Origin of the sequence: Streptomyces himalayensis subsp. himalayensis (assembly GCF_013778455.1) — a bacterium.
GTDB lineage: Bacteria > Actinomycetota > Actinomycetes > Streptomycetales > Streptomycetaceae > Streptomyces > Streptomyces himalayensis.
The window spans coordinates 253,145-275,520 of record NZ_JACEHE010000005.1 but is presented as its reverse complement, the minus strand read 5'-3'; the positions used below and the strand labels follow the sequence as shown (position 1 = coordinate 275,520).

18 protein-coding genes are annotated in these 22,376 nt (G+C 72.4%); 14 read left to right on the top strand and 4 right to left on the bottom strand.

Annotated elements, in window-relative coordinates:
* Positions 1–93 precede the first annotated feature (93 nt).
* Together H1D24_RS11290 and H1D24_RS11285 are read right to left on the bottom strand one after the other, a co-directional pair.
* A complete protein-coding gene (locus H1D24_RS11290; protein WP_181657303.1) occupies positions 94–789 on the bottom strand; it encodes a gamma-glutamyl-gamma-aminobutyrate hydrolase family protein in 696 nt (231 codons plus the stop codon).
* 125 nt (positions 790–914) lie between these two features.
* Positions 915–1,652, bottom strand: a complete 738-nt coding sequence (locus H1D24_RS11285; RefSeq protein WP_181657302.1) for a FadR/GntR family transcriptional regulator — start codon at positions 1,650–1,652, stop codon at positions 915–917.
* Between the two features lie 99 nt (positions 1,653–1,751).
* Here H1D24_RS11285 and H1D24_RS11280 point away from each other — a divergent pair, with 99 nt between their 5' ends.
* From H1D24_RS11280 to H1D24_RS11270, 3 genes are read left to right on the top strand one after another with little or no spacing between them, the layout of a single operon-like run.
* On the top strand, positions 1,752–3,128 hold the full coding sequence (locus tag H1D24_RS11280; RefSeq protein WP_181657301.1) for a glutamine synthetase family protein: 1,377 nt from the start codon (positions 1,752–1,754) through the stop codon (positions 3,126–3,128).
* Positions 3,129–3,136: 8 nt separating this feature from the next.
* Positions 3,137–4,510: an aldehyde dehydrogenase family protein gene (locus H1D24_RS11275; RefSeq protein ID WP_258563987.1), complete on the top strand. Its 1,374-nt coding sequence runs from the start codon at positions 3,137–3,139 to the stop codon at positions 4,508–4,510.
* Between the two features lie 7 nt (positions 4,511–4,517).
* The gene (locus tag H1D24_RS11270) at positions 4,518–5,354 is read left to right on the top strand and encodes a 3-oxoacyl-ACP reductase (RefSeq protein ID WP_181657300.1); all 837 of its coding nucleotides are present in this window, start codon (positions 4,518–4,520) and stop codon (positions 5,352–5,354) included.
* A gap of 137 nt (positions 5,355–5,491) precedes the next feature.
* On the opposite strand, the gene H1D24_RS11265 is transcribed toward H1D24_RS11270, so the two are convergent.
* A complete protein-coding gene (locus tag H1D24_RS11265; RefSeq protein WP_181657299.1) occupies positions 5,492–6,694 on the bottom strand; it encodes an amino acid deaminase/aldolase in 1,203 nt (400 codons plus the stop codon).
* Between the two features lie 1,467 nt (positions 6,695–8,161).
* Here H1D24_RS11265 and H1D24_RS11260 point away from each other — a divergent pair.
* The 3 genes from H1D24_RS11260 (at position 8,162) to H1D24_RS11250 (ending at position 11,653) form a co-directional block, all read left to right on the top strand.
* Positions 8,162–9,406: a hypothetical protein gene (locus H1D24_RS11260; RefSeq protein WP_309484274.1), complete on the top strand. Its 1,245-nt coding sequence runs from the start codon at positions 8,162–8,164 to the stop codon at positions 9,404–9,406.
* A complete protein-coding gene (mycP, locus tag H1D24_RS11255) occupies positions 9,403–10,599 on the top strand; it encodes a type VII secretion-associated serine protease mycosin (RefSeq protein WP_181657298.1) in 1,197 nt (398 codons plus the stop codon). The genes H1D24_RS11260 and mycP overlap by 4 nt, the downstream gene beginning before the upstream one ends.
* Positions 10,600–10,921: 322 nt before the next feature.
* Entirely contained in the window at positions 10,922–11,653 is a 732-nt protein-coding gene (locus H1D24_RS11250; protein WP_181657297.1) for an SseB family protein, read from the top strand.
* A 168-nt stretch (positions 11,654–11,821) separates the two neighbouring features.
* Here H1D24_RS11250 and H1D24_RS11245 read toward each other — a convergent pair whose 3' ends face one another.
* Positions 11,822–12,241, bottom strand: a complete 420-nt coding sequence (locus H1D24_RS11245; protein ID WP_374064209.1) for a DUF1844 domain-containing protein — start codon at positions 12,239–12,241, stop codon at positions 11,822–11,824.
* 390 nt (positions 12,242–12,631) lie between these two features.
* Here H1D24_RS11245 and infC point away from each other — a divergent pair, with 390 nt between their 5' ends.
* The 8 genes from infC (at position 12,632) to H1D24_RS11205 (ending at position 21,949) form a co-directional block, all read left to right on the top strand.
* Positions 12,632–13,276, top strand: coding sequence for a translation initiation factor IF-3 (infC, locus tag H1D24_RS11240; protein ID WP_078067422.1), 645 nt, complete (start codon positions 12,632–12,634; stop codon positions 13,274–13,276).
* Positions 13,277–13,413: 137 nt separating this feature from the next.
* A complete protein-coding gene (gene rpmI / locus H1D24_RS11235) occupies positions 13,414–13,608 on the top strand; it encodes a 50S ribosomal protein L35 (RefSeq protein WP_007829094.1) in 195 nt (64 codons plus the stop codon).
* 106 nt (positions 13,609–13,714) lie between these two features.
* Positions 13,715–14,101 carry a 50S ribosomal protein L20 gene (rplT, locus tag H1D24_RS11230; RefSeq protein ID WP_067281263.1) on the top strand — a complete coding sequence of 129 codons (387 nt, stop codon included), beginning with the start codon at positions 13,715–13,717 and terminating at the stop codon, positions 14,099–14,101.
* Between the two features lie 215 nt (positions 14,102–14,316).
* On the top strand, positions 14,317–15,180 hold the full coding sequence (locus tag H1D24_RS11225; protein WP_181657296.1) for a TrmH family RNA methyltransferase: 864 nt from the start codon (positions 14,317–14,319) through the stop codon (positions 15,178–15,180).
* 130 nt (positions 15,181–15,310) lie between these two features.
* Complete coding sequence (locus H1D24_RS11220) at positions 15,311–16,459, top strand: sensor histidine kinase (RefSeq protein ID WP_181657295.1); 1,149 nt, start codon at positions 15,311–15,313, stop codon at positions 16,457–16,459.
* Positions 16,460–16,606: 147 nt separating this feature from the next.
* Positions 16,607–17,737, top strand: coding sequence for a phenylalanine--tRNA ligase subunit alpha (gene pheS / locus H1D24_RS11215; RefSeq protein WP_181657294.1), 1,131 nt, complete (start codon positions 16,607–16,609; stop codon positions 17,735–17,737).
* The gene (pheT, locus tag H1D24_RS11210; RefSeq protein ID WP_181657293.1) at positions 17,737–20,265 is read left to right on the top strand and encodes a phenylalanine--tRNA ligase subunit beta; all 2,529 of its coding nucleotides are present in this window, start codon (positions 17,737–17,739) and stop codon (positions 20,263–20,265) included. Before pheS ends, pheT begins: the two co-directional genes overlap by 1 nt.
* 280 nt (positions 20,266–20,545) lie before the next feature.
* Positions 20,546–21,949 (top strand): PP2C family protein-serine/threonine phosphatase, encoded by a 1,404-nt coding sequence (locus tag H1D24_RS11205; protein ID WP_181657292.1) that lies wholly within the window; start codon positions 20,546–20,548, stop codon positions 21,947–21,949.
* The last annotated feature ends 427 nt before the right edge of the window (positions 21,950–22,376 follow it).

Below are 22,376 nucleotides of genomic sequence, written 5' to 3'. Positions count from 1 at the left end.
CTCGGCTTCGCTCGAACAGGGGGACCCCCATCGCGGCGCAGCCGCACATCGATACAGCCGCGCGCCCCTTACGGGGTGCGAAACCGCACCGCGCTATGCGGCGGAAGCAGCGGCGCTGACCAGCGCCCGCATCACCCGCAGGTCCTCGCCCATCTCCGGATGCCACTGCACGCCCAGCACCCAGTGGGGGCCCGGCAGCTCCACGGCCTCGACGGTACCGTCCTGGGCGTGCGCGCAGACCCGCAGGCCTTCGCCGAGCCGGTCCACCGCCTGGTGGTGGTACGTCGGTACGGACGTCTCCTCCGGGACGGCGTTCGCGTAGCGCGTGCCCGGCACCGGCGTCACCGGGTGCCGCCCGAACACGCCCACGTCCTTGGTGTGGCCCTCCAGGTGCTGGACGAGGGTGCCGCCCAGCGCCACGTTCAGCAACTGCATGCCGCGGCAGATGCCGAGCAGCGGCGTGCCGGACGCCAATGCCGCGTCGATCAGGGCGAGTTCCCACGCGTCCCGCTCGCGGGCGGGCGGCCCCGTGCGCGGGTCGCGTTCCGCCCCGTACCGCACCGGCTCGACGTCCGGACCGCCCGCGATGACGAGCCCGTCCAGTCGCCCGAGCGCGGATTCGGCGTGCGCGGGGTCGTCCGGCGGCAGCATCGCGGCCAGTCCGCCCGCGGCCTGCACGAGCCGCGGATAGCCGGCGGGCAGCAGCGCCGCGTCCAGCTCCCAGGCGCCCCAGCGGGCCCCGGACTCGAGATAGGTACTGACACCGATCAGCGGCCTGCTGCTCACCATGCACCCCTTCGACGTACGTGGCGCCCGTGTGCGACTGCGACCTGGCGCGTGGCGCGTTCAATGGAACAAAGTCAAACCTTTGCGGCACTCCCCAGAGGAAATCAAGCCCCGCGTCACAGCGCCGGTCAACCGCTGCTAAACGTCAGGAAGCCCCTCAGCAGCGCCGCCGTGCCCGCGCAGTGCTCCCGCATGATCTCGCGCGCCCCGTCGGCGTCCCCGTCGAGCACGGCCTCCACCAGGGCGGTGTGCTGGTGCTGGGAGTGCTCCAGGTTCCGTACCAGCAGCGGGATGCAGTCCAGCAGGTCGTTGACCTGCGCGCGCACGGCCGCGTACTGGGCGGCCAGCGACGGCGACCCGCACAGCTCCGCCAGCGTCAGATGGAGCAGCGTGTCGCGCCGCCGGTAGTCGGCGAGCGGTGCGTCCTGGGTCCCGGCGAGGGCGTCCCGCAGCCGCTGGGCCTGCTCGCCCGTCAGACCGTGTGCCGCGCACAGGCCTGCAGCGCCGACCTCCAGCACCTCGCGGAACCGCAGCACGTCCTCGACGTCGGTCTTCTCGATGCGCCGCCGCAGCTCGTCCTCGCCGGGTATGCCGGTCCGCGGTACGACGAACGTGCCGCCGTAGCGCCCGCGCCGGGACTCCACCAGGCCCTCGTCCTGCAGGACCCTCAGTACCTCGCGCAGCGTCACCCGGCTGATGCCGAGGCGGTCGGCCAGCTCGCGTTCGGACGGCAGCCGCCCGCCGCCGGGCACCAGACCGAGCCGGACCACCTGGAGGATCTGCTCCAGCGCCTCCTCGAAGCCGTTGCCGGCCCGCACCGGCCGGAGCACCGGTGCCAGCCGGTCGTCGGCATCGGCCCCTGACATACGGGCGTACCCCCTTCCGGAAACGTTCGCGAACCCTTCCCAAGCAATGGTTCTCAGTAATACCTTAAGTGGCCTCGGCTGACCGAAGGAGGCCCTCCCGTGGCAGACGGCACAGCAAACCGCACACCGCCGCTCAGTGTCGAGGAACTGCACGCACTCGTCGCCAGCGGCGACATCGACACCGTCGTCCTGGCCTTCCCCGACATGCAGGGGCGGCTCCAGGGCAAGCGGTTCGCCGCGCGCTTCTTCCTCGACGAGGTCCTCGACCACGGCACGGAGGGCTGCAACTACCTTCTCGCCGTCGACACGGAGATGAACACGGTCGACGGCTACGACATGTCCTCCTGGGACCGCGGCTACGGCGACTTCGCCATGCACCCGGATCTCAGCACGCTCCGCCGGGTCCCCTGGAACGAGGGCACGGCGATGCTGATCGCCGACCTCGCCTGGAACGACGGCTCGCCGGTGGTCGCCGCACCCCGGCAGATCCTCCGCCGCCAGCTGGAGCGCCTCGCCGAGCACGGCTTCACCGCCCAGGTCGGCACCGAACTCGAGTTCATCGTCTTCAAGGACACGTACGAGCAGGCCTGGGACGCGAACTACCGCGGCCTGACCCCGGCCAACCAGTACAACATCGACTACTCGGTGCTCGGCACGGGCCGTATCGAGCCCCTGCTGCGCCGTATCCGCAACGACATGGCGGGCGCGGGCCTGACCGTCGAGTCCGCCAAGGGCGAGTGCAACCCCGGCCAGCACGAGATCGCGTTCAAGTACGACGAGGCCCTGGTGACGTGCGACCAGCACGCCGTCTACAAGACCGGAGCCAAGGAGATCGCCGCCCAGGAGGGCGTCTCGCTGACCTTCATGGCCAAGTACAACGAGCGCGAGGGGAACTCCTGCCACATCCACCTCTCGCTCGCCGGCGCCGACGGCAGCAATGCCATGGCCGGTGCCGGCCCTGGCGGCATGTCCGAGGTCATGCGCCACTTCCTCGCCGGCCAGCTGGCCGCCCTGCGCGACTTCTCGCTGCTCTACGCCCCCAACATCAACTCGTACAAGCGGTTCCAGCCCGGCTCCTTCGCGCCCACCGCCGTCGCCTGGGGATACGACAACCGCACCTGTGCCCTGCGCGTCGTCGGCCACGGCCGCTCCATGCGCTTCGAGAACCGGCTGCCGGGCGGCGACGTCAACCCGCATCTCGCCGTCGCGGGCCTGGTGGCGGCCGGCCTGTACGGCATCGAGCAGAAGCTGGAGCTGCCGGAGCCCTGCGCCGGGAACGCGTACGCCGCGGACTACGAGCACGTCCCCACCACGCTCCGCGAGGCCGCCGAGCTCTGGGAGACGAGCCCCATCGCCAAGGCCGCCTTCGGTGACGAGGTGGTCGCGCACTACCGCAACATGGCGCGCGTCGAGCTGGACGCCTTCGAGGCAGCGGTGACCGACTGGGAGCTCCGCCGCTCCTTCGAACGCATGTGAGGCCCTTCTTGTCGTACGAGTCTTGCGAGCTCCAGGTGCTCAATCCGGCCACCGAGGAGGTCGTCGCGACCGTCCGGGGCGCCACCGCTCAGGACGTGGACGCGGCCGTCGTACGTGCCGCCGATGCCCAGGCGAGGTGGGCCGCCCTCTCTCCCGCCGACCGGGCGCGTGCGCTGCGCCGCTTCGCCGCCGTCGTCGACGAACACCTCGAAGAACTCGCGCGGTTGGAGGTCACCGAGGCGGGCCACACCATCGGCAACGCCCGCTGGGAGGCCGGCAACGTCCGCGACCTGCTGGACTACGCGGCCGGGGGAGTAGAGCGGCTGAACGGCCGCCAGATCCCGGTCCCCGGCGGCCTCGACGTCACGCTCCTCGAACCGCTCGGCGTGGTCGGCGTCATCGCGCCCTGGAACTTCCCGATGCCGATCGCCGCCTGGGGCACCGCCCCCGCGCTCGCGGCGGGCAACGCGGTGATCCTCAAGCCCGCCGAGACCACGCCCCTGACCGCGCTGCGGCTGGCCGAACTCGCCTTGGAGGCGGGCCTTCCCGAGCACCTTTTCCAGGTGCTGCCGGGGGAGGGCCCGGTGGCCGGGAACGCCCTCGTCGAACACCCGGGAGTCGCGAAGATCGTCTTCACCGGGTCGACGCGCGTGGGCAAGCAGATCATGGCGAAGTGCGCCGACCGCGTGAAGCGCGTGACCCTCGAACTGGGCGGCAAGAGCCCCAACATCGTCTTCGCCGACGCGGACATCGAGGCGGCCGCCCTCAGCGCGCCGATGTCGTTCCTCGACAACTCCGGCCAGGACTGCTGCGCCCGCACCCGCATCCTCGTCCAGCGCACGGTGTATGACCGCTTCCTGGAGCTCCTCGCCCCGGCCGTCGAGTCCGTCGTCGTCGGCGACCCCGCCGACGAGAAGACGCAGATGGGCCCGCTGATCTCCAAGACCCAGCTGGAGCGGGTCACCTCATACGTCTCCGGGGACGCGCCCGGAATCCGCGGCACCGCACCCGAAGGCCCCGGCTTCTGGTTCCCGCCCACCGTCCTCACCGAAGTCGACCCGCACGCGCGCGTGGCCGTCGAGGAGGTCTTCGGGCCGGTCGCCGTCGTCCTGCCCTTCGAGGACGAGGCCGAGGCCGTACGGCTCGCCAACGCCACCGAGTACGGCCTGTCCGGCTCGATCTGGACGCGGGACGTGGGCAGGGCGCTGCGCGTGTCCCAGGCGGTGCGGGCAGGCAACCTGTCCGTCAACTCCCACTCCAGCGTGCGCTACTGGACCCCCTTCGGCGGATACAAGCAGTCGGGGCTCGGCCGTGAGCTCGGACCCGACGCCCTCACCGCCTTCACCGAGACCAAGAACGTCTTCATCAGCACGGAGGCCTGAGCCACCCATGACCGAGCAGACAGAGCAGACCGAGCAGGCGGCGCAGACCGAGCGGACAGCGCAGACCGAGCAGCCCGTCTGCCGCCGCCTTGTCGGCCGTACCGCCGTCATCACCGGAGCCGGCAGCGGCATCGGCCTAGCCACCGTGCGCCGGCTCGCCTCCGAGGGTGCGAACGTCGTCTGCGGCGACGTCGAGGAGCAGAGCGGCAAGGCCGCCGCCGAGGAGGTCGGCGGAACCTTCGTGAAGGTCGACGTCACCGACCCCGAGCAGGTGGAGGCGCTGTTCAAGACCGCGTACGACACCTACGGCAGCGTCGACGTCGCCTTCAACAACGCGGGCATCTCGCCGCCCGACGACGACTCCATCCTGGACACCGGACTGGAGGCGTGGAAGCGGGTCCAGGAGGTCAACCTCACCTCCGTCTACCTGTGCTGCAAGGCTGCCATCCCCTACATGCGGCGCCAGGGCAAGGGCTCCATCATCAACACCGCGTCGTTCGTGGCCCGGATGGGCGCCGCGACCTCGCAGATCTCGTACACCGCCTCCAAGGGCGGCGTCCTGGCCATGTCCCGTGAGCTTGGCGTGCAGTTCGCCCGCGAGGGCATCCGCGTCAACGCGCTCTGCCCCGGTCCGGTCAACACCCCGCTGCTGCAGGAGCTGTTCGCGAAGGACCCGGAGCGTGCCGCGCGGCGCCTCGTCCACATTCCCGTGGGCCGGTTCGCCGAGGCCGAGGAGATCGCAGCCGCGGTGGCGTTCCTTGCGAGCGACGACTCGTCGTTCGTCAACGCCACGGACTTCCTTGTGGACGGGGGGATTTCGGGGGCGTACGTCACGCCGCTGTAGTCCCGTCTCCGGCCCGGTGAAGCACCCGCCACCGGCCGACGCGGCGACGCGGCGACGCGGCGGCGGGGCGGCGGGGCGGGGCCGCCGGGCGACGGCTGGACGGCAGTCCGCCTCACCATGTCCTTCCGCAGGGCGCCTCAGAGGAACGTGCGCCCCTCGCCCCGGTACGTCGGCACGGTCGCCGTCACGGTCTCCCCCTGGATCAGGTGCAGCTCCTCGAACCGTTCGCACAGCTCCCCGGCCTTGGCGTGCCGGAACCACACCTTGTCGCCGATCAGCAGATCGTCCGCGGGGCCACCCAGCAGCGGGGTCTGCACCTCCCCGGGCCCTTCCTGGGCGTCGTACCGCAGGCCCTCCGGCAGATACGGCACCGGCAGCCGGTCGGTGCCCGCGGCCCCCGACGCGGGGTACCCGCCGCCCAGCACGGTCACCACGCCCACCCCCGGCCTGCGGACGACGGGCTGCGCGAACAGCGCGGCCGGACGCCCGCTGAACGACGAGTAGTTGTCGAAGAGCCGGGGCACGTACAGCCCCGAGCCGGCCGCGATCTCCGTGACCGCGTCCTCGGCGGCGGTGTGCTGCACGCTGCCCGTGCCGCCGCCGTTCACGAACTCCAGATCGGGCGCCACGGCGCGCACCGCACGTACCGCCTCCGCGCGGCGCTCGGCGAGCTCATGCCGGGCCGCCGCCTGCATCAGCCGGACCGCGCGTGACCGCAGAGGCCGCCCGGCGACGGAGTCGCCGACACCCGCGATGTGCCCCTCGTACCCCATCACGCCGACCAGCCGGAACCCCGGCCGGCGAGCCACCACACGGGCCATCTCAGCGAGTTGGGTGGGGGAGTGCAGGGGCGAGCGCAGCGCTCCCACCCGTATCCGTCCGGCGAGCAGCCGCAGCGAGGTGTCCAGTTCCAGACACACCCGTACCTCCTCGCGGCCGCCGTCCCGGGCGTCGTCGATGAGATGGAGCTGCGCCGGGTCGTCGATCATCACGGTCACGGCGGACGCGAGCTTGGGGTCGCTCGTCAGCTCGGCGTACGCCTTCCGGTCAGCCGACGGATAGGCGAGCAGGATGTCGTCGCACCCGGAACGCGCGAGCCAGAGCGACTCGGCGAGCGTGAACGACATGATCCCGGCGAACCCCTCACGGGCCAGCACGCGTTCGAGCAGCGCCCGGCAGCGAACGGACTTGCTGGCGACCCGGATCGGCTTGCCTCCGGCCCGCCGTACGAGATCCGCGGCGTTGGCGTCGAAGGCGTCCAGATCCACGATCGCGACGGGCGCCTCGAGGTGGGCGGTGGCCCGGTCGTACCGGGCTCGGTCGGTGGCACGGGCAGTCATGGCCGAAGCCTGCCAGACTGAATTACCGCAGGGTAGGGGGATGTTCCGGGCAGATCACCCTGGCCTGTGGGACCGGTTCCCGTTCGAGCCGTGTCAGCCCGTAGAGTGACGCGCACGCAGGGAAGTACGCGACGCGCCTGTGCCTGAAGGGCGACGGGCCGCTCCCGGCCGGTCTGCCTCGGGGGCCGCGGCCGGGCACCAGGAAACGGGGGGTGCATGAGCGCCGAACCACGACGCGCCCCTACCCCGCCGCGCCCGGCGACACCTCCTCGTACACCTGCGGACGCGAGCCTGGACGGTGCCCGGTCCGGGGCTTCGGAAGAGCGCCCGGAACGGGGCGAGCCCCGGCTGCCGGAGAAGGACGGGCCCCGGTCGGCTGATCCGGACCGGGCGGCGGCACAGGCCGGAGGGCTGCCGGGTTCTGCGGTTGATGTGCGCTCGGTGGAGGGCGAGGCGGCGGTGTCCGCGGCCGGTTCGGGCCGTCTCCCGGAGGGCGCGCAGGCAGCCGGGCGGAGCGACGAACAGACGCAGCCGACGCGAGACGGAGCACGCTTCCCGCTGCCGTTGCCCACCTCAGCCGCATGGGAGAAGGCCGCGCCTGCGGACCCGCCGCCTCCGGCAGCTTCGGCGCGCTTCCCGGATGCACCACCGCCCCCGGCGCCCTTCCCCGGGGCCCCGGCGGCACCTACGGGATCGGTGCGTCGTCCGGAGGCGACGCCGGTCTCGGGGGATTCCGTGCGCGCCCCGGATGCTTCGTCGGCATCGGGGGGTTCCGTGCGCGCCCCGGATGCTTCGTCGGCATCGGCGGGTTCCATGCGCGCCCCGGATGCTTCGATGGCCTCGGGGGGTTCCATGCCCGCCCCAGCGGCATCGCTGGGATCAGTGAGCCCCCTGGACCCCTCGTCGGCATCGACGGGATCAGTGAGCCCCCCGGACCCCTCGTCGGCATCGAAGGGATCAGTGACCATCTCGGCCCACTCGTCGGCACCGAGCGGATCAGTGCGCTCCACCAACGCACCGCCGACACCGACTGGTTCGACGCGCATCCCGGATGCCGCACCCGTCGCTCCCGCGGTTCCACCGCGCCCGCCCGTGGCTGTGCCGCCGCGACCGACGGTCGCCCCTGGAGCCGGCGAGTGGAGCGACGCAGGCGGGTCCGGCCGCACGGCGTCCGGCGACGGCGTACGGCCGGTCGAGGGGGCACGCCCTGCGGACGGCGTACGCCCGGTCGATGGGGCACGCCCCGGTGAAGGCGTAAGCCCGGTCGATGGCGCACGCCCCGGTGACGGGCCACGCCCCGGCGACGGCGTACGCCCGGTCGTACCGCCTCGGCCCACCGCCCCTCCGAGCGCCGGTGCCCGGGACGCCGCCTTCCCGCCGCCCCCGCCGACTCCACCCGCGCGTCCGGTGGTTCCTCCGGCCCGGTCGGCGGCTCAGGCCGTGGTGCCCGCGCGGGCGGAAGACGACGTGGTCGGACGCGTCGCGTCGGGCCCGGCGTCCGAGGACGACGGGCCGAAGGGTGGGCTGCCCGGTTCCGGGTCGTCCGTGGCTTCCGCGGAGCGGCCCGCCGAGACGACCACCCGTCTGCGCCCCATCACGGACGACAGCCGACCGGGTAGCGCCGGAACGCGCGCGACCGCGACCGCGTCCTCGTCCGCCCCGACTGCGGCCAGCCGAGCCCCGGTTGCCGCGTCCCCGGCCACGACCCCGGCCGCCGGTATGCCCATCGCCGCGTTCCCACACGCCACCGGCCCTACGCCCGCGTTCCCGACGGTTCCAGGCCCCTCACGTACTGCAAGTACCGCCCGTACCGCGAGCACCGGCACTGCGGCTGGAACCGCCACCCACGCCGTCGGTCCGACGCCCGGTCCTGGAGCCGGACGGCCGTACGTCTTCTTCGCGCAGCCCGAGGCGTACGACGACGACACCACACGACTGCGGCCCGTCGTGGCGGCGCGGAGCCGGACGCGGGCCGCGGCCGCCGTGGCCTGCGTCGTGCTCGGCCTGGGGCTCATCGGCGGTGCGGCGACCGGGAGTTGGCTGACCGGAGACAGCTCCGCGGCGGCCGGCGGCCAGAGCTCCTTCGCGGCGGCCGGCGATCTGTGGCACAGCGTTCCCGTCGACCAGCTCTTCCCGCCCGTCGTCAAGGGCGAGGGCACGGGCCCGGGCGGAGCCGACCGCGTCTGGACGCGGATCGCAGTCGCCCCGGACAGCGGGTGCAAGACCGCCTTCGACCCGCTGCTGCGCAAGGCGCTGGCCCCCGTCGGCTGTCTGCGCCTGCTGCGCGCCACCTACACGGACGCCACTCGCAGCAACGTCACGACGGTCGGACTCATGTTCACCGAGGCCGATGCCGAGGGCATGGGCGCGCTGCACACCCGTTTCGAGGACGAAGGGCTCGACCGGCGCGCCGATCTGATGCCCCATCCGTACCCGGCGAAAGGCACGGTCGCCGACGACTTCGGCGACGACCAGCGGGCGTCGTGGACCATCTCGGTACTCACCGACGCCCCGGTCGTCGTCTACGCGGTCTCCGGTTTCGCCGACGGCCGCACCGTCGAGGAACCGCAGCCCGCCGCTGCCGCCATGAAGTCCGGCGCCACGACGGCCCCCGCCCAGGCGGGTCTGGGCCACGAGGCGAAGGGGCTCGCGGACCGTATCGAGCGGAGTCTGCGCAAGACCGTCACCGCGGCCACGGAGCAACCCTCATGAAGCGCATCGGGCCCGCCCTCCTGGCCGCCCCTCTCGCCTTCGTACTCGCCCTGCTCCCCGCCACCGCGGCCCACGCCGACACGATCCGCGCGCGCCAGTGGGGCCTGGAGGCGCTGCACACCCAGGAGGCATGGCGTACGACGAAGGGCAAGGGCATCACCGTCGCCGTACTGGACACCGGTGTGGACGGCACGCACCCCGACCTCGCGGGGAACGTCCTCCAGGGCAAGGACATGGTCGGTTTCGGCGCGGAGCGCGGCGACAAGTCCTGGGCGCAGCACGGCACCGCCATGGCCGGGATCATCGCGGGCCACGGACACGGCGTGGGCAACGCCGACGGCGTGCTCGGCGTCGCTCCGGAGGCCAAGATCCTCCCGGTCCGGGTGATCCTGGAGGACGGCGACCCGTCCCGGAAGAGGGCTCGCAGCACCCGCGGCAACGCCCTCGCCGAGGGCATCCGCTGGGCCGCCGACCACGGCGCCGACGTCATCAACCTCTCGCTGGGCGACGACTCGAAGTCGGCGCACCCGGAACCCTCCGAGGACGCGGCCGTCCAGTACGCGCTCAAGAAGGGCGCTGCCGTCGTCGCCTCCGCCGGCAACGGCGGCGAGGAGGGCGACCACATCTCGTACCCGGCCGCCTACCCCGGCGTGATCGCGGTGACCGCAGTCGACCGCTACGGCACGCGCGCGTCCTTCTCCACCCGCCGCTGGTACGCGACCGTCAGCGCGCCCGGCGTGGACATCGCCATCGCGAACCCGGACCGCGACTACTACGAGGGCTGGGGCACGAGCGCCGCTGCGGCCTTCGTCTCCGGCGCCGTCGCGCTCATCCGCGCCGCCCACCCCGGCCTGGACCCCGCCCAGATCAAACAGCTCCTCGAGGACACCGCCCGCAACCCTCCGGCCGACGGTCGCGACGACTCCCGCGGCTTCGGCCTCGTCGACCCCGCGGCCGCCATCCGCGAGGGCGCCGAGGTCCCGCCGGACGACCTGCGCGCGGCGGGATACGGCAAGAAGTACTTCGGCCCGGGCCCCAGCGACTCCGGCTCCGGCGGAGCCTCGACGGACTGGATCGGCCCGCTCGCGGGCGGCCTGGGCGCCGTGCTGCTGGCGGCGGCGGTGGTGCTGTGGCGGGGACGGGGACGGGGACGCGGCCCCGGCCTGGGCGCGGCTCGCCGCCCGGGCGGCTGACCCGACGCCGCGAGCGCCCCCGCGGCCGGGCGGCACACCACCGCGGCCCACCGCCCCGCGGCCGCCGCAGCCGGGCCGGCACACTGCCCGCGGCCGGTCCAGGCCCATCGCCCGCAGCTGCGCCCCGCGGCCGGGTCGGCACACCGGGGGTGCTCTACGCGTCCAGCTCCGAAACCGCGGACACCGCCGCCTTCGCCGCCGGGACGGCGACGAGGTACTGCAATAGACCATGAAGGGGACCACGAAGACCGCCTGCCGAGGCAGGAGAAGCCGGCCTCATGCCGCCTGCGGGTGCCGTCCGACGGCTCGGTAGGGTCGGACCGTGGCGAACAAGAACATCCCGGACCCCGGTTTCTCCGACGACGACGGCTCGGCCGACCCCGCGCTGAGCGCCGCGCTCGCGGCCTGGGCCGAGGACCGGACGGCCGAGCAGCCGGTGCTGGCGGCGCTCAGGGGCGCCCGGCTGCTCGTCCCCGTAGTCGCCGTGCTCGGCGAGGTCGAGGAGGACGAGCACGGCCTGCGCCGCGAGAAGACCAGCGACATGGCCGTGCCCACCCTCAAGGCCGGCGCGCGCACGGCACTGCCCGCCTTCACGTCCACCGACTCCCTGGCCCGGTGGGACCCGTCCGCCCGCCCCGTCGCCGTGCCCCTGCACCAGGCACTCCAGGCCGCGGCCCACGAAAAGGCCGACACGATCGTGCTCGACCTCGCGGGCCCCGTACCGTACGAGCTCACCGGAGCCGCCCTGCTCGCGCTCGCCGAGGGCCGCACCACCACCGATCCGCTCGCCGATCCCGCCGTCACCGAAGCGGTGCGTGCCGCCGTCGCCGACGAGCCCGCGGTGCTCCGCGCCCACCTGGGCCCCGGTGACGCCGACGGCACCCTCGTCCTCGTCCTCGATCCCTCCGCCGCACCGGCCGAGGCGGTCCGGCGCATCGCCGAGCGCATCGCCGGCGACGACACACTGAGGGCCCGCCTGGTCCGCGGCCTCGATCTGGCAGTACTGCCGACCGGGACGACACCACCGGGCGAGCCCCTGTTCGTGCGCTCCTGACATCTGTGTGTGGTTGTTGCCGACTGGTGCGTGCTTCCGGCATGCGGGTCCCCATACGTCAGCCAGGGGCGTGCGGGCCTTGGTGAGTCAGCCGCGGCGTGCGGGCGTCCGTTCCATCGGCGGTGGACGTGCGGGCCTCCGTGCGCGTCGGCCGGGGCCCGCGACGACTCAGCCGAAGACCGGACCCGTGTACTTCTCGCCCGGCCCCTGGCCCGGCTCGTCCGGCACCAGCGACGCCTCGCGGAAGGCCAGCTGCAGCGACTTCAGCCCGTCGCGCAGCGGGGCCGCGTGGAAGGAGCTGATCTCGGTCGCGCTCGCGTCGAGCAGACCGGCCAGCGCGTGCACCAGCTTGCGTGCCTCGTCGAGGTCCTTGTGCGCCTCGCCGTCCTCGGTCAGGCCGAGCTTCACGGCGGCGGCGCTCATCAGGTTGACCGCGACCGTCACGATCACCTCGACCGCGGGAACCTCCGCGATGTCGCGGGTCATGGCGTCGAAGTCGGGGTTCTCCTCGGAAGCCACCGGGGAGGCGGCAGCCGCCGCGGAGTCGGCAGGCGCCGAGGCGTCGGTCGTCGGGGTCGCGTCGTTCATGCCCCACACGATAGGCCCAGCTGCGGCGGCCCCCGCCGGGGGTGCGAGTCCGCGGGAGTCCGGTGCACGGTGATTAGCCCCGTCACGGGAGAGCTGGTAGCCTTGCGTAATGACCGGTCGGACACCCATGTGTCCGACCCACAAGTGGAGGCTCCGATCTCCCACCTGACCGCCCCAGCGGGGCGGCGGGTCACCGGTCAGGCGGTTCGCCCCTTGGGCGATGTCCGCCCGATGCGCCCCGCTGTCACGCGACGGTGCTCCGGTAGTGCAAGGAGCCCCGCATGTGATCGGCCGGGGCATTTTTCATGCGCCGGCGCGGTTAGGTCTCACGAACAGAGACGTTACGCGGCTGTCCGCCAGACTGTCGCGTGGTGCTACCGAGGAGGATCCATCAGCGCCGAGCCCCGCATCAACGACCGGATTCGCGTTCCCGAGGTGCGACTTGTCGGTCCCAGTGGCGAGCAGGTAGGCATTGTGCCGCTTGCCAAGGCACTGGAGCTTGCGCAGGAGTACGACCTGGACCTGGTCGAGGTCGCGGCGAACGCCCGTCCGCCCGTGTGCAAGCTCATGGACTACGGGAAGTTCAAGTACGAGTCGGCCATGAAGGCCCGTGAGGCGCGCAAGAACCAGGCGCACACGGTCATCAAGGAGATGAAGCTCCGGCCGAAGATCGACCCGCACGACTACGACACCAAGAAGGGTCATGTCGTCCGGTTCCTCAAGCAGGGCGACAAGGTCAAGATCACGATCATGTTCCGTGGTCGCGAGCAGTCCCGGCCGGAGCTGGGTTACCGGCTGCTGCAGCGCCTCGCGGAGGACGTCCAGGACCTCGGTTTCGTCGAGTCGAACCCGAAGCAGGACGGCCGCAACATGATCATGGTCCTCGGGCCGCACAAGAAGAAGACCGAGGCGATGGCCGAGGCCCGTGAGGCCCAGGCGGCCCGGAAGGCGGAGGCGAAGGCCAACCCCGGCCGTTCGCAGAACGCCGCCGAGGAGATCGCCGAGGCCCCGGCCGAGGCTTCCGCCGAGGCCTGATCCCAGGACGGGAGCCCCGGGGGTCCAAGGGTCCCGGGACACCAGTTCAGGGATGTCAACCGAAACATCTGACGCTCCCGCATGCCCGGTTGAAAGACCGGGCATCGGAGCGCCACTGACGAGGAGAGAACGGCGCTATGCCGAAGAACAAGTCGCACAGCGGTGCCAGCAAGCGCTTCAAGGTCACCGGCTCCGGCAAGGTGCTCCGTGAGCGCGCCGGCAAGCGCCACCTGCTCGAGCACAAGTCGTCCCGACTGACGCGTCGCCTCACCGGCAACGCCGAGATGGCCCCGGGCGACGCCAAGAAGATCAAGAAGCTTCTCGGCAAGTGACGTCGTGGCCCCCGATGACCTGGGGCCGTGCGACGCCAGGACCGGGACCCATTCGATACCGGGTCGTGTGACGACACACCACGGCCCCGCTACAAGGAGTTAAGAAGTGGCACGCGTCAAGCGGGCAGTCAACGCCCACAAGAAGCGCCGGGCGATCCTCGAGCAGGCCAGCGGCTACCGCGGCCAGCGTTCGCGCCTCTACCGCAAGGCGAAGGAGCAGGTCACCCACTCCCTCGTCTACAACTACAACGACCGCAAGAAGCGCAAGGGCGACTTCCGTCAGCTGTGGATCCAGCGCATCAACGCCGCTGCCCGCGCCAACGGCATCACCTACAACCGCTTCATCCAGGGCCTGAAGGCCGCGGGCGTCGAGGTTGACCGCAAGATCCTCGCCGAGCTGGCCGTGAACGACGCGAACGCGTTCGCCTCGCTCGTCGAGGTCGCGCAGAAGGCGCTGCCGAGCGACGTCAACGCGCCGAAGACGGCGGCCTGACGGCCGCCGAGCCGGAGCCTTACCGGACCCGCAGGCCTTCTGGCCTGCGGGTCCGTGTGTGTCCGGGCACCGCCCCTCCCGCCGCAATGTGAGGGGCACCCAGCGTCGTGGGTTGTGCCCACCCGTTCCTCCCCCAGTGCCTTAAGGGCCTGGGGGGACCCCCAGCGGAACGACTGCCGACAACGGACGGCCTCGCGTTACCCGAAAGTGAGTCAATGCCCGCTCCCGAGCTGATCTCCCCGCGTTCGCCGCGTGTCGCTGCTGCCAAGCGGCTGGCGAGGCGGAACTTCCGCGGCAAGGATCGGCGGTTCCTCGCCGAGGGGCCGCAGGCGGTCCGGGAGGGCGCCCGGTACCGGGACGGCGGTGAGCCCACGCTCGTCGAGCTCTTCGCGACCGTCGAGGCCGCCGAGCGGTACGCCGACATCGTCGCCGACGCCCGCGCCGCCGGCGCCCGGGTGCACCTGGCCGCCGACGAGGTGATCGGCGAGATCTCGACGACGGTCACCCCGCAGGGCCTCGTCGGCGTGTGCCGGTTCCTCGACACGGACTTCGACGACATCCTCGCGGCCCGCCCCCGCCTCGTCGCCGTCCTCGCGCACGTCCGCGACCCCGGCAACGCCGGCACCGTGCTGCGCTGCGCCGACGCCGCCGGAGCCGACGCCGTCGTCCTCACCGACGCCTCCGTCGACCTGTACAACCCGAAGGCGGTGCGCGCCTCCGTCGGTTCGCTGTTCCATCTGCCCGTCGCGGTCGGCGTCCCCGTCGAGTGGGCCGTCCAGGGGCTCAAGGTCGCGGGCGTACGCATCCTCGCCGCCGACGGCGCCGGGGAGCACGATCTCGACACCGAGCTCGACCACGGAACGATGGGCGGCCCCACCGCCTGGGTGTTCGGCAACGAGGCCTGGGGCCTGCCGAAGGAGACACGCGACCTCGCCGACGCCGTCGTACGCGTGCCGATCCACGGCAAGGCCGAGAGCCTGAACCTCGCGACCGCCGCCGCCGTATGTCTCTACGCCTCCGCCCGTGCCCAGCGGGCCGCCGGCGGGTGCCGCGCCACGGCATCCGGGCAGAACCGCTGAGCAGCGGTGCGCCCGTGCGTCGACCGCACGCTTGTGCGGCGCGCGCTCACAGGGTGTCGTCGTGTCACCGACGCCTAGTAGGGTGACGCACTCGGGGGCCCACTGCCGGTTCGAGAGGTGGGGTACGGGGATGGTTGTCGGCACAGGCAGGACCGCGGAGGCAGGCAGGGCCTTCGCCCCTCCTTCGTGCGGCCCGGACGTCCCTGACGCCCTGGACGACCTGGAGAACCTGGGAATCGCCCCCGACGACCTGCCCGACGGCCTCGTCGTCGCCGACGAGGACGGCCGCGTCATCTGCTTCAACCGCGCGGCCTCCCGTATCACGGCGGTCCGCCGTGCCGACGCGATCGGCCGCCCTCTGGAGCGCGTACTCCCCCTGGAGGACCTCGAAGGCCGCCGCTGGTGGGGGCTCACCGATCCGTACGGCGGTCTCGCCACCCGCGTCGGGCAGCCCGAGCGCAATCTGCTGCTGCCGGGCGGCCGCGAGGTCCTGGTCTGCGCGCGGTACGTGCGCACCGCGCCCACCGGACCGGTGCGCCGCGTCGTCGTCTCGCTCCGTGACACCGAGGCGCGCCGCCGCACCGAGCGCAGTCACGCCGAACTGATAGCGACCGTCGCCCATGAGCTGCGCTCGCCGCTCACCTCCGTGAAGGGCTTCACGGCGACGCTGCTCGCCAAGTGGGAGCGGTTCACCGACGACCAGAAGCGGCTGATGCTGGAGACCGTCGACGCCGACGCCAACCGCGTGACCCGGCTGATCGCCGAGCTCCTCGACATCTCCCGTATCGACTCCGGACGCATGGAGCTGCGCCGGCAGCCCGTCGACATCGGGGCGGCCGTGGCCCGCCACATCCAGGCGCACGTGGCCGCGGGCCAGTCGGCCGACCGCTTCCTCGTACGGATCGAACACCCGCTGCCCGATCTGTGGGCCGACCCCGACAAGATCGACCAGGTGCTGAGCAACCTGCTGGAAAATGCGGTGCGGCACGGCGAGGGAACCGTCACCATCGAAGTGGCGTCCGCGCCCCTCAAGAACCAGTCGGCAGGAACGGCAGTCACCGTGAGCGACGAAGGTCCCGGCATCCCCGAGGAGTCGATGGGCCGCGTCTTCACCCGCTTCTGGCGGGGAAGCAAGCGCGGCGGGACCGGCCTGGGCCTGTACATCGTCAAGGGCATCGTCGAGGTCCACGGCGGGACCATCACGGTCGGCCGCGCGGCCGGCGGCGGCGCCCAGTTCCGATTTACGTTGCCCGTGGGCGCCCCGGCCTATCTGCTCTGAGCCGGTTCCAGCCGCCCACGGGCTCATTCGCACACCTCAGCCCCGTTAGACTCGGCCATTGGCACGTTTGTGTCCCCATTCAGAGACGAGTCGTCTCCCGAGTCGGGACGGGGACCCTCAGCCAGCCAATCGGAAGCACGGGAAGAGATGTCGGCACCGAACAAGTCGTACGACCCAGTCGAGGTCGAGGCACTGAAACCGGAAGAGATCGAGCGCATGCGGGACGAGGCGCTCGCCGCCTTCGCGGCCGCCGGCGACCTCGAGCAGCTCCAGGAGGCCAAGGTCGCCCACACCGGCGGCACCTCCCCGCTGGCCCTCGCCAACCGCGAGATCGGCGCGCTTCCCCCGCACGCCAAGGCCGACGCCGGCAAGCGCGTGGGCCAGGCCCGCGGCGCCGTCAGCAAGGCGCTCGCCGCCCGCCAGGCCGAGCTCGAGGCCGAGCGCGACGCGCGCGTGCTGGTCGAGGAGGCCGTGGACGTCACGCTGCCTTACGACCGCGTGCCCGCAGGCGCACGCCACCCGCTGACCACGATGATGGAGCGGGTCGCGGACGTCTTCGTGTCCATGGGGTACGAGATCGCCGAGGGCCCCGAGGTCGAGGCCGAGTGGTTCAACTTCGACGCGCTCAACTTCACGCCCGACCACCCGGCCCGGCAGATGCAGGACACCTTCTTCGTCCATGGGGCGAAGAGCGGTGACAGCGACGGCGAGTCCGGCGTCATCCTGCGTACGCACACCTCGCCCGTGCAGGCCCGCGCGCTGCTCGACCGCGAGCCGCCCGTCTACATCGTCTGCCCCGGCCGCGTGTACCGGACCGACGAGCTGGACGCCACGCACACCCCGGTCTTCCACCAGATCGAGCTGCTGGCCGTCGACGAGGGCCTGACCATGGCCGACCTCAAGGGCACCCTGGACCACATGGTCCAGTCGCTCTTCGGAGCGGACATGAAGACCCGGCTGCGCCCGAACTACTTCCCGTTCACCGAGCCGTCCGCCGAGATGGACATGCTCTGCTACGTGTGCCGCGGAGAGTCGGTCGGCAACCCCGACAAGGCGTGCCGTACCTGCTCCAGCGAGGGCTGGATCGAGCTCGGCGGCTGCGGCATGGTCAACCCCCGGGTGCTGGTCGCCTGCGGCGTCGACCCGGAGAAGTACAGCGGATTCGCCTTCGGGTTCGGCATCGAGCGGATGCTGATGTTCCGCCACAACGTCGAGGACATGCGAGACATGGTCGAGGGTGACGTCCGCTTCACCCGGCCTTTCGGGATGGAGATCTGATGCGGGTCCCGCTTTCCTGGCTGCGGGAGTATGTCGACCTCCCCGCCACCGAGACCGGTCGCGAGCTGCAGGCCAAGCTGATTTCGGCCGGCCTCGAGGTCGAGACCGTCGAGCAGCTCGGCGCCGACCTCAAGGGTCCGCTTGTCGTCGGGCAGGTCCTCACCATCGAGGAGCTGACCGAGTTCAAGAAGCCCATCCGGCACTGCATGGTCGACGTCGGCCAGGCCAACGGCACCGGCGAGCCCCAGGAGATCATCTGCGGCGCCCGCAACTTCGCCGAGGGCGACAAGGTCGTCGTGGCCCTCCCGGGCGCGATCCTGCCCGGCGACTTCCAGATCGCCGAGCGCAAGACGTACGGCCGTATGTCGCGCGGCATGATCTGCTCCAGCGACGAGCTGAACATGGGCGACGACGGCAGCAAGGGCATCATCGTGCTGCCGCCCGAGACCGAGATCGGCAAGGACGCCGTCGAGCTGCTCGGGCTGGTCGACGAGGTCCTCGACATCGCCGTCACGCCCGATCGCGGCTACTGCCTCTCGCTGCGCGGCATCGCCCGCGAGACCGCCACCGCGTACGGGCTGCCGCTGCGCGACCCGGCGCTCCTCGACGTGCCCGCGCCGAACCCGCACGGCTACCCGGTGAAGATCTCCGAGCCGTATGGCTGCGACCGCTTCGTCGCCCGCACCGTGTCCGGCCTGGACCCGGAGGCGCGCTCCCCGATCTGGCTGCAGCGCCGCCTGCAGAAGGCCGGGATGCGTCCGCTCTCGCTCGCCGTCGACATCACCAACTACGTGATGCTCGAGCTCGGCCAGCCGCTGCACGCCTACGACCGGGGCCGCGTCCAGGGCGCCATCGGCGTGCGCCGCGCCGAGCAGGGCGAGAAGTTCACCACCCTTGACGGTGTGAAGCGCGTCCTCGACGCCGAGGACCTGGTGATCACCGACGACCGCGGCGCCATCGGCCTCGCGGGCGTCATGGGCGGCGCCAACACCGAGATCGCCGACTCCGTCACCGACCCCGAGACCGGCGAGATCCAGGGCACCACCGAGGTGGTCATCGAGGCCGCGCACTTCGACGCGATCTCCATCGCCCGCACGGCCCGCCGCCACAAGCTGTCGTCCGAGGCGTCGCGCCGCTTCGAGCGCGGCGTCGACCCGGCCGCCGCGTCGGCCGCCGCCCAGCGCACCGTCGACCTGCTGGTGCTGCTCGCGGGCGGCACCACAGACGCGGGTGTCACCGAGGTCGCCGCGCCGTCCGAGCCGCGCACCATCACCATCCCGGCGGACCACCCCGACAAGGTCGCGGGCGTCCACTACGGCCGCGAGACCGTTGTACGCCGCCTGCAGGAGGTCGGCTGCGACGTCCACGGGCAGGACGAACTGGTCGTCACCGCGCCGTCCTGGCGGCCCGACCTGACCGACCCGAACGACCTGGCCGAAGAGGTCATCCGGCTCGAGGGTTACGAGAACCTGCCCTCGACCCTGCCCAAGCCCCCCGCGGGCCTCGGCCTGACCCCGCGCCAGCGGCTGCACAGCCGCGTCGGCCGCGCCCTGGCCGGCGCCGGATACGTCGAGGCGCTGAACTACCCGTTCATCGGTGAGGCGGTCCTCGACCAGCTCATGCTGCCCGCCGATGACGCCCGCCGCCGCACGGTGAAGCTGGTCAACCCGCTCTCCGACGAGGAGCCCGCACTCCGTACGACGCTGCTGCCGGGCCTGCTCGGCGCGCTGCGGCGCAACGACGGGCGTGGCAGCCACGACCTGGCGCTCTTCGAGACCGGTCTGGTCTTCCGGCCGACCGGTGAGGAGCCCGTGCCGGTCCGGCTGCCCGTGGACCGGCGTCCCACCGACGAGGAGATCGCCGGCCTCAACGCCGCGCTGCCGTCGCAGCCGCGCCGGGTCGCCGTCGTCCTGGCCGGGGCGCGGGAGCAGGCCGGCTGGTGGGGCAAGGGCTACCCGGCCACCTGGGCCGACGCGATCGAGGCCGCCCGCACCGTGGCCGGCGAGGCGGGCGTGCGGCTCGACATCCGCGCCGACCAGCACGAGCCCTGGCACCCCGGTCGCTGCGCCGCGCTGTTCGCCACGGTGGACGGCGAGGAGACCCTCGTCGGCCACGCCGGTGAACTTCACCCGCGCGTCGTCAAGTCCATGGGTCTGCCGGAGCGCACCTGCGCGATGGAGATGGACCTGGACCTGCTGCAGCAGGCGAGCGACGGCCTTCCGCAGGGCCCGCAGATCTCCTCGTTCCCGGTGGCCACGCAGGACGTCGCCCTCGTCGTCGACCAGGCCGTCCCGGCCGCCGAGGTCGAGAAGACGCTGCGCGAGGGCGCGGGTGAACTCCTCGAGTCCATCCGGCTGTTCGACGTCTTCACCGGCGAGCAGATCGGCGAGGGCAAGAAGTCCCTGGCATACGCGCTGCGCTTCCGCGCCGCCGACCGCACGCTGACCGTCGAGGAGGCCTCCGCGGCCCGCGACGCGGCGGTCGCGCTGGCGGCCGAGCGCACGGGGGCGGTGCTGCGCGGGGCGTAAGGCACTGCGCACGTGCGCAGTGCCACGTGCATAGTCCCTGGTGAGGGGCGCATCCGGAGGACTGGATGTGCCCCTCACTCATTCGGGTGGGAAGTCGCAGCGAGGGGTCTCGATCGGGGCGGCCGGTCGAAAGAATCGGTCCGGCCGCGGAGACGGCCTGCTTGCTGCTGCGCTCTCCCCAGGCGATCCCCGGGCCTGAGCCGACGGGCAGGCCGCCTCCACGGCACGGCAGGTCGACGTGAGGCAGACCGGGAACCAGGTCCTAGGCCTAGGGGGCGCCATGATCCGTGTCAAGGCTGGAGCTCCCTCCGCGGCAAGGACCCTGGTGGCCTCCTGGACCAAAGGCCGGGCGTGCCGCACGCCCGGTCGCTGCCCGCAGTGGATACGGCGGACCCTCACGCTCGGTCTGCCGACGGCATGGGGCGCCCTCGCGATGCTGTACAAACTCACCTGCCCGCTCGCCCAGCAGAGCGGCATGGGAGCGCGGATCGTCTCCAGCGCCGTCTTCTTCACCATCGGCACCGCGCTGATACTGCATGTTCGCCGTGCCCTGCTGCGGGAGTTGCGCCAGGTCCGCAAGGTGGCGGGTGCCGCGCAGAACGTGCTGTTGCGTCCGCTGCCGCCTCGTATGGACGGCCTCGCTCTCGCGGCCGGCCGGCTCTGTGCCGACCGCGGTGCCATGGTCGGCGGCGATCTGTACGAGGTGATGGCGACCGAGCACGGCGTACGGGTCGTCATGGGCGACGTACGAGGACACGGGCTGAGCGCGCTCGGAACTGTGGCCGCGCTGCTCGGGAGCTTCCGTGAGGCGGCGCACGACGAGCCCGATCTCGCCTCCGTGCTGCGTCGGCTGGAGCGCGCGATGGCCCGGCATCTGCGCGAGCGGGCGCGGGCCGAGCATCCCTCGTCCGGGCTCGCCGCATCCCCGGGCTGCGGCACCCCTGGCGCGACGGAACCGGACGGCCCCGTGGCCGAGGAGTTCGTGACCGTCCTGCTCCTGGAGATCCGCCGGGACGGCGAGATCGTTGCCCTCAACTGCGGGCATCCCTGGCCGTATGTGCTGCGGGGCGGGGGCGAGCGGGCGGTGGGCTCGGTGGGTCCTGAACGAGCAACCGCAGGAGCGGCGGAGGCCGTGAGCGGCTGCGTCGGGCCCGTCGCAGGTGCGGGCGGCTGCGTGGAGTCCGTCGCTGATGGGGAGCCGATGCCGCCGCTCGGGCCGTTTCCGCTGCCGGACGAGCTGCCCGTACAGCGGTGCGGGCGGCTGCTGCCCGGCGAGGTGCTGTTCCTGCACACGGACGGTGTGGAGGACGCACGCGACGCCGCAGGCCGGTTCTTCCCCCTGCGGACCGTGCTCACCGAAGCCGTGCAGGCGGGGCAGGTCGCGCCGCAGGCCGTGATCCGCTCGGTGTACGCGCGGCTGCTGCAGTACACCCGCGGGGGACCGGCCGACGACGCGGCGCTCCTCGTGATGCGCAATGAACGCAAGCACGCACCGAGCCACCGGGGCTCGGGCCCATCGGCCTCCGGGCCACCCACGTCCTGGCCGGCCTCTTCCGGCCAACCGGCTTCCGGGACGCGAACGTCTGACGAGTCGACCGCCGGTCCGGCGGCCTCTGAGGTCCCCGCCTCCGCCGAGCCGCCCGTTCACCGGCCGGCTTCCGGCGAACCGGCCGGAAGCCGGTAGGGGCGTCTGCCGACGGAAGCCCCGGCGGGAGCAGCGGTGAACGCAGGACCCACCGCTGCGGCGCGCCGTCCGCCCTGCCGCGGAGTGTCGGGCAGTCGGCTCGGGCGGACGGCGCGAAGACGGGCCGCCGCACTGTACGAGGGGGAGCCGGCGGCCCGGCCGGCCTCTTACGAGGCATTCCAGTCAAGCGAGTGGAAAGTGGCCGGAACAGAGCGCACACCACCCCGGATGCGGGCACTCCGTTCACACCCCGTGTGAAGTCCGGAGTCCTGGTCCGGATTCCACCCGGGTCACGAACGGCGCCACCGCGCTAACCTGCCGGGCAAGATGGACGCCCTGCTGTCGGGCTGGGGGTCCGGGGCCCGCGGCACGCCGCCGGTGGGGCTCCCCGGGCGGACGCAGCGTGCCGGCACCGAGCCACCGGAGG

Excerpts from the sequence above, each read along its gene's own strand:
- H1D24_RS11290 (WP_181657303.1), bottom strand. The coding sequence starts at position 789 with ATGGTGAGCAGCAGGCCGCTGATCGGTGTCAGTACCTATCTCGAGTCC.
- H1D24_RS11285 (WP_181657302.1), bottom strand. The coding sequence starts at position 1,652 with ATGTCAGGGGCCGATGCCGACGACCGGCTGGCACCGGTGCTCCGGCCG.
- H1D24_RS11270 (WP_181657300.1), top strand. The coding sequence starts at position 4,518 with ATGACCGAGCAGACAGAGCAGACCGAGCAGGCGGCGCAGACCGAGCGG.
- H1D24_RS11265 (WP_181657299.1), bottom strand. The coding sequence starts at position 6,694 with ATGACTGCCCGTGCCACCGACCGAGCCCGGTACGACCGGGCCACCGCC.
- mycP (WP_181657298.1), top strand. The coding sequence starts at position 9,403 with ATGAAGCGCATCGGGCCCGCCCTCCTGGCCGCCCCTCTCGCCTTCGTA.
- H1D24_RS11245 (WP_374064209.1), bottom strand. The coding sequence starts at position 12,241 with ATGAACGACGCGACCCCGACGACCGACGCCTCGGCGCCTGCCGACTCC.
- rpmI (WP_007829094.1), top strand. The coding sequence starts at position 13,414 with ATGCCGAAGAACAAGTCGCACAGCGGTGCCAGCAAGCGCTTCAAGGTC.
- H1D24_RS11225 (WP_181657296.1), top strand. The coding sequence starts at position 14,317 with ATGCCCGCTCCCGAGCTGATCTCCCCGCGTTCGCCGCGTGTCGCTGCT.
- H1D24_RS11220 (WP_181657295.1), top strand. The coding sequence starts at position 15,311 with ATGGTTGTCGGCACAGGCAGGACCGCGGAGGCAGGCAGGGCCTTCGCC.
- pheS (WP_181657294.1), top strand. The coding sequence starts at position 16,607 with ATGTCGGCACCGAACAAGTCGTACGACCCAGTCGAGGTCGAGGCACTG.
- pheT (WP_181657293.1), top strand. The coding sequence starts at position 17,737 with ATGCGGGTCCCGCTTTCCTGGCTGCGGGAGTATGTCGACCTCCCCGCC.
- H1D24_RS11205 (WP_181657292.1), top strand. The coding sequence starts at position 20,546 with ATGATCCGTGTCAAGGCTGGAGCTCCCTCCGCGGCAAGGACCCTGGTG.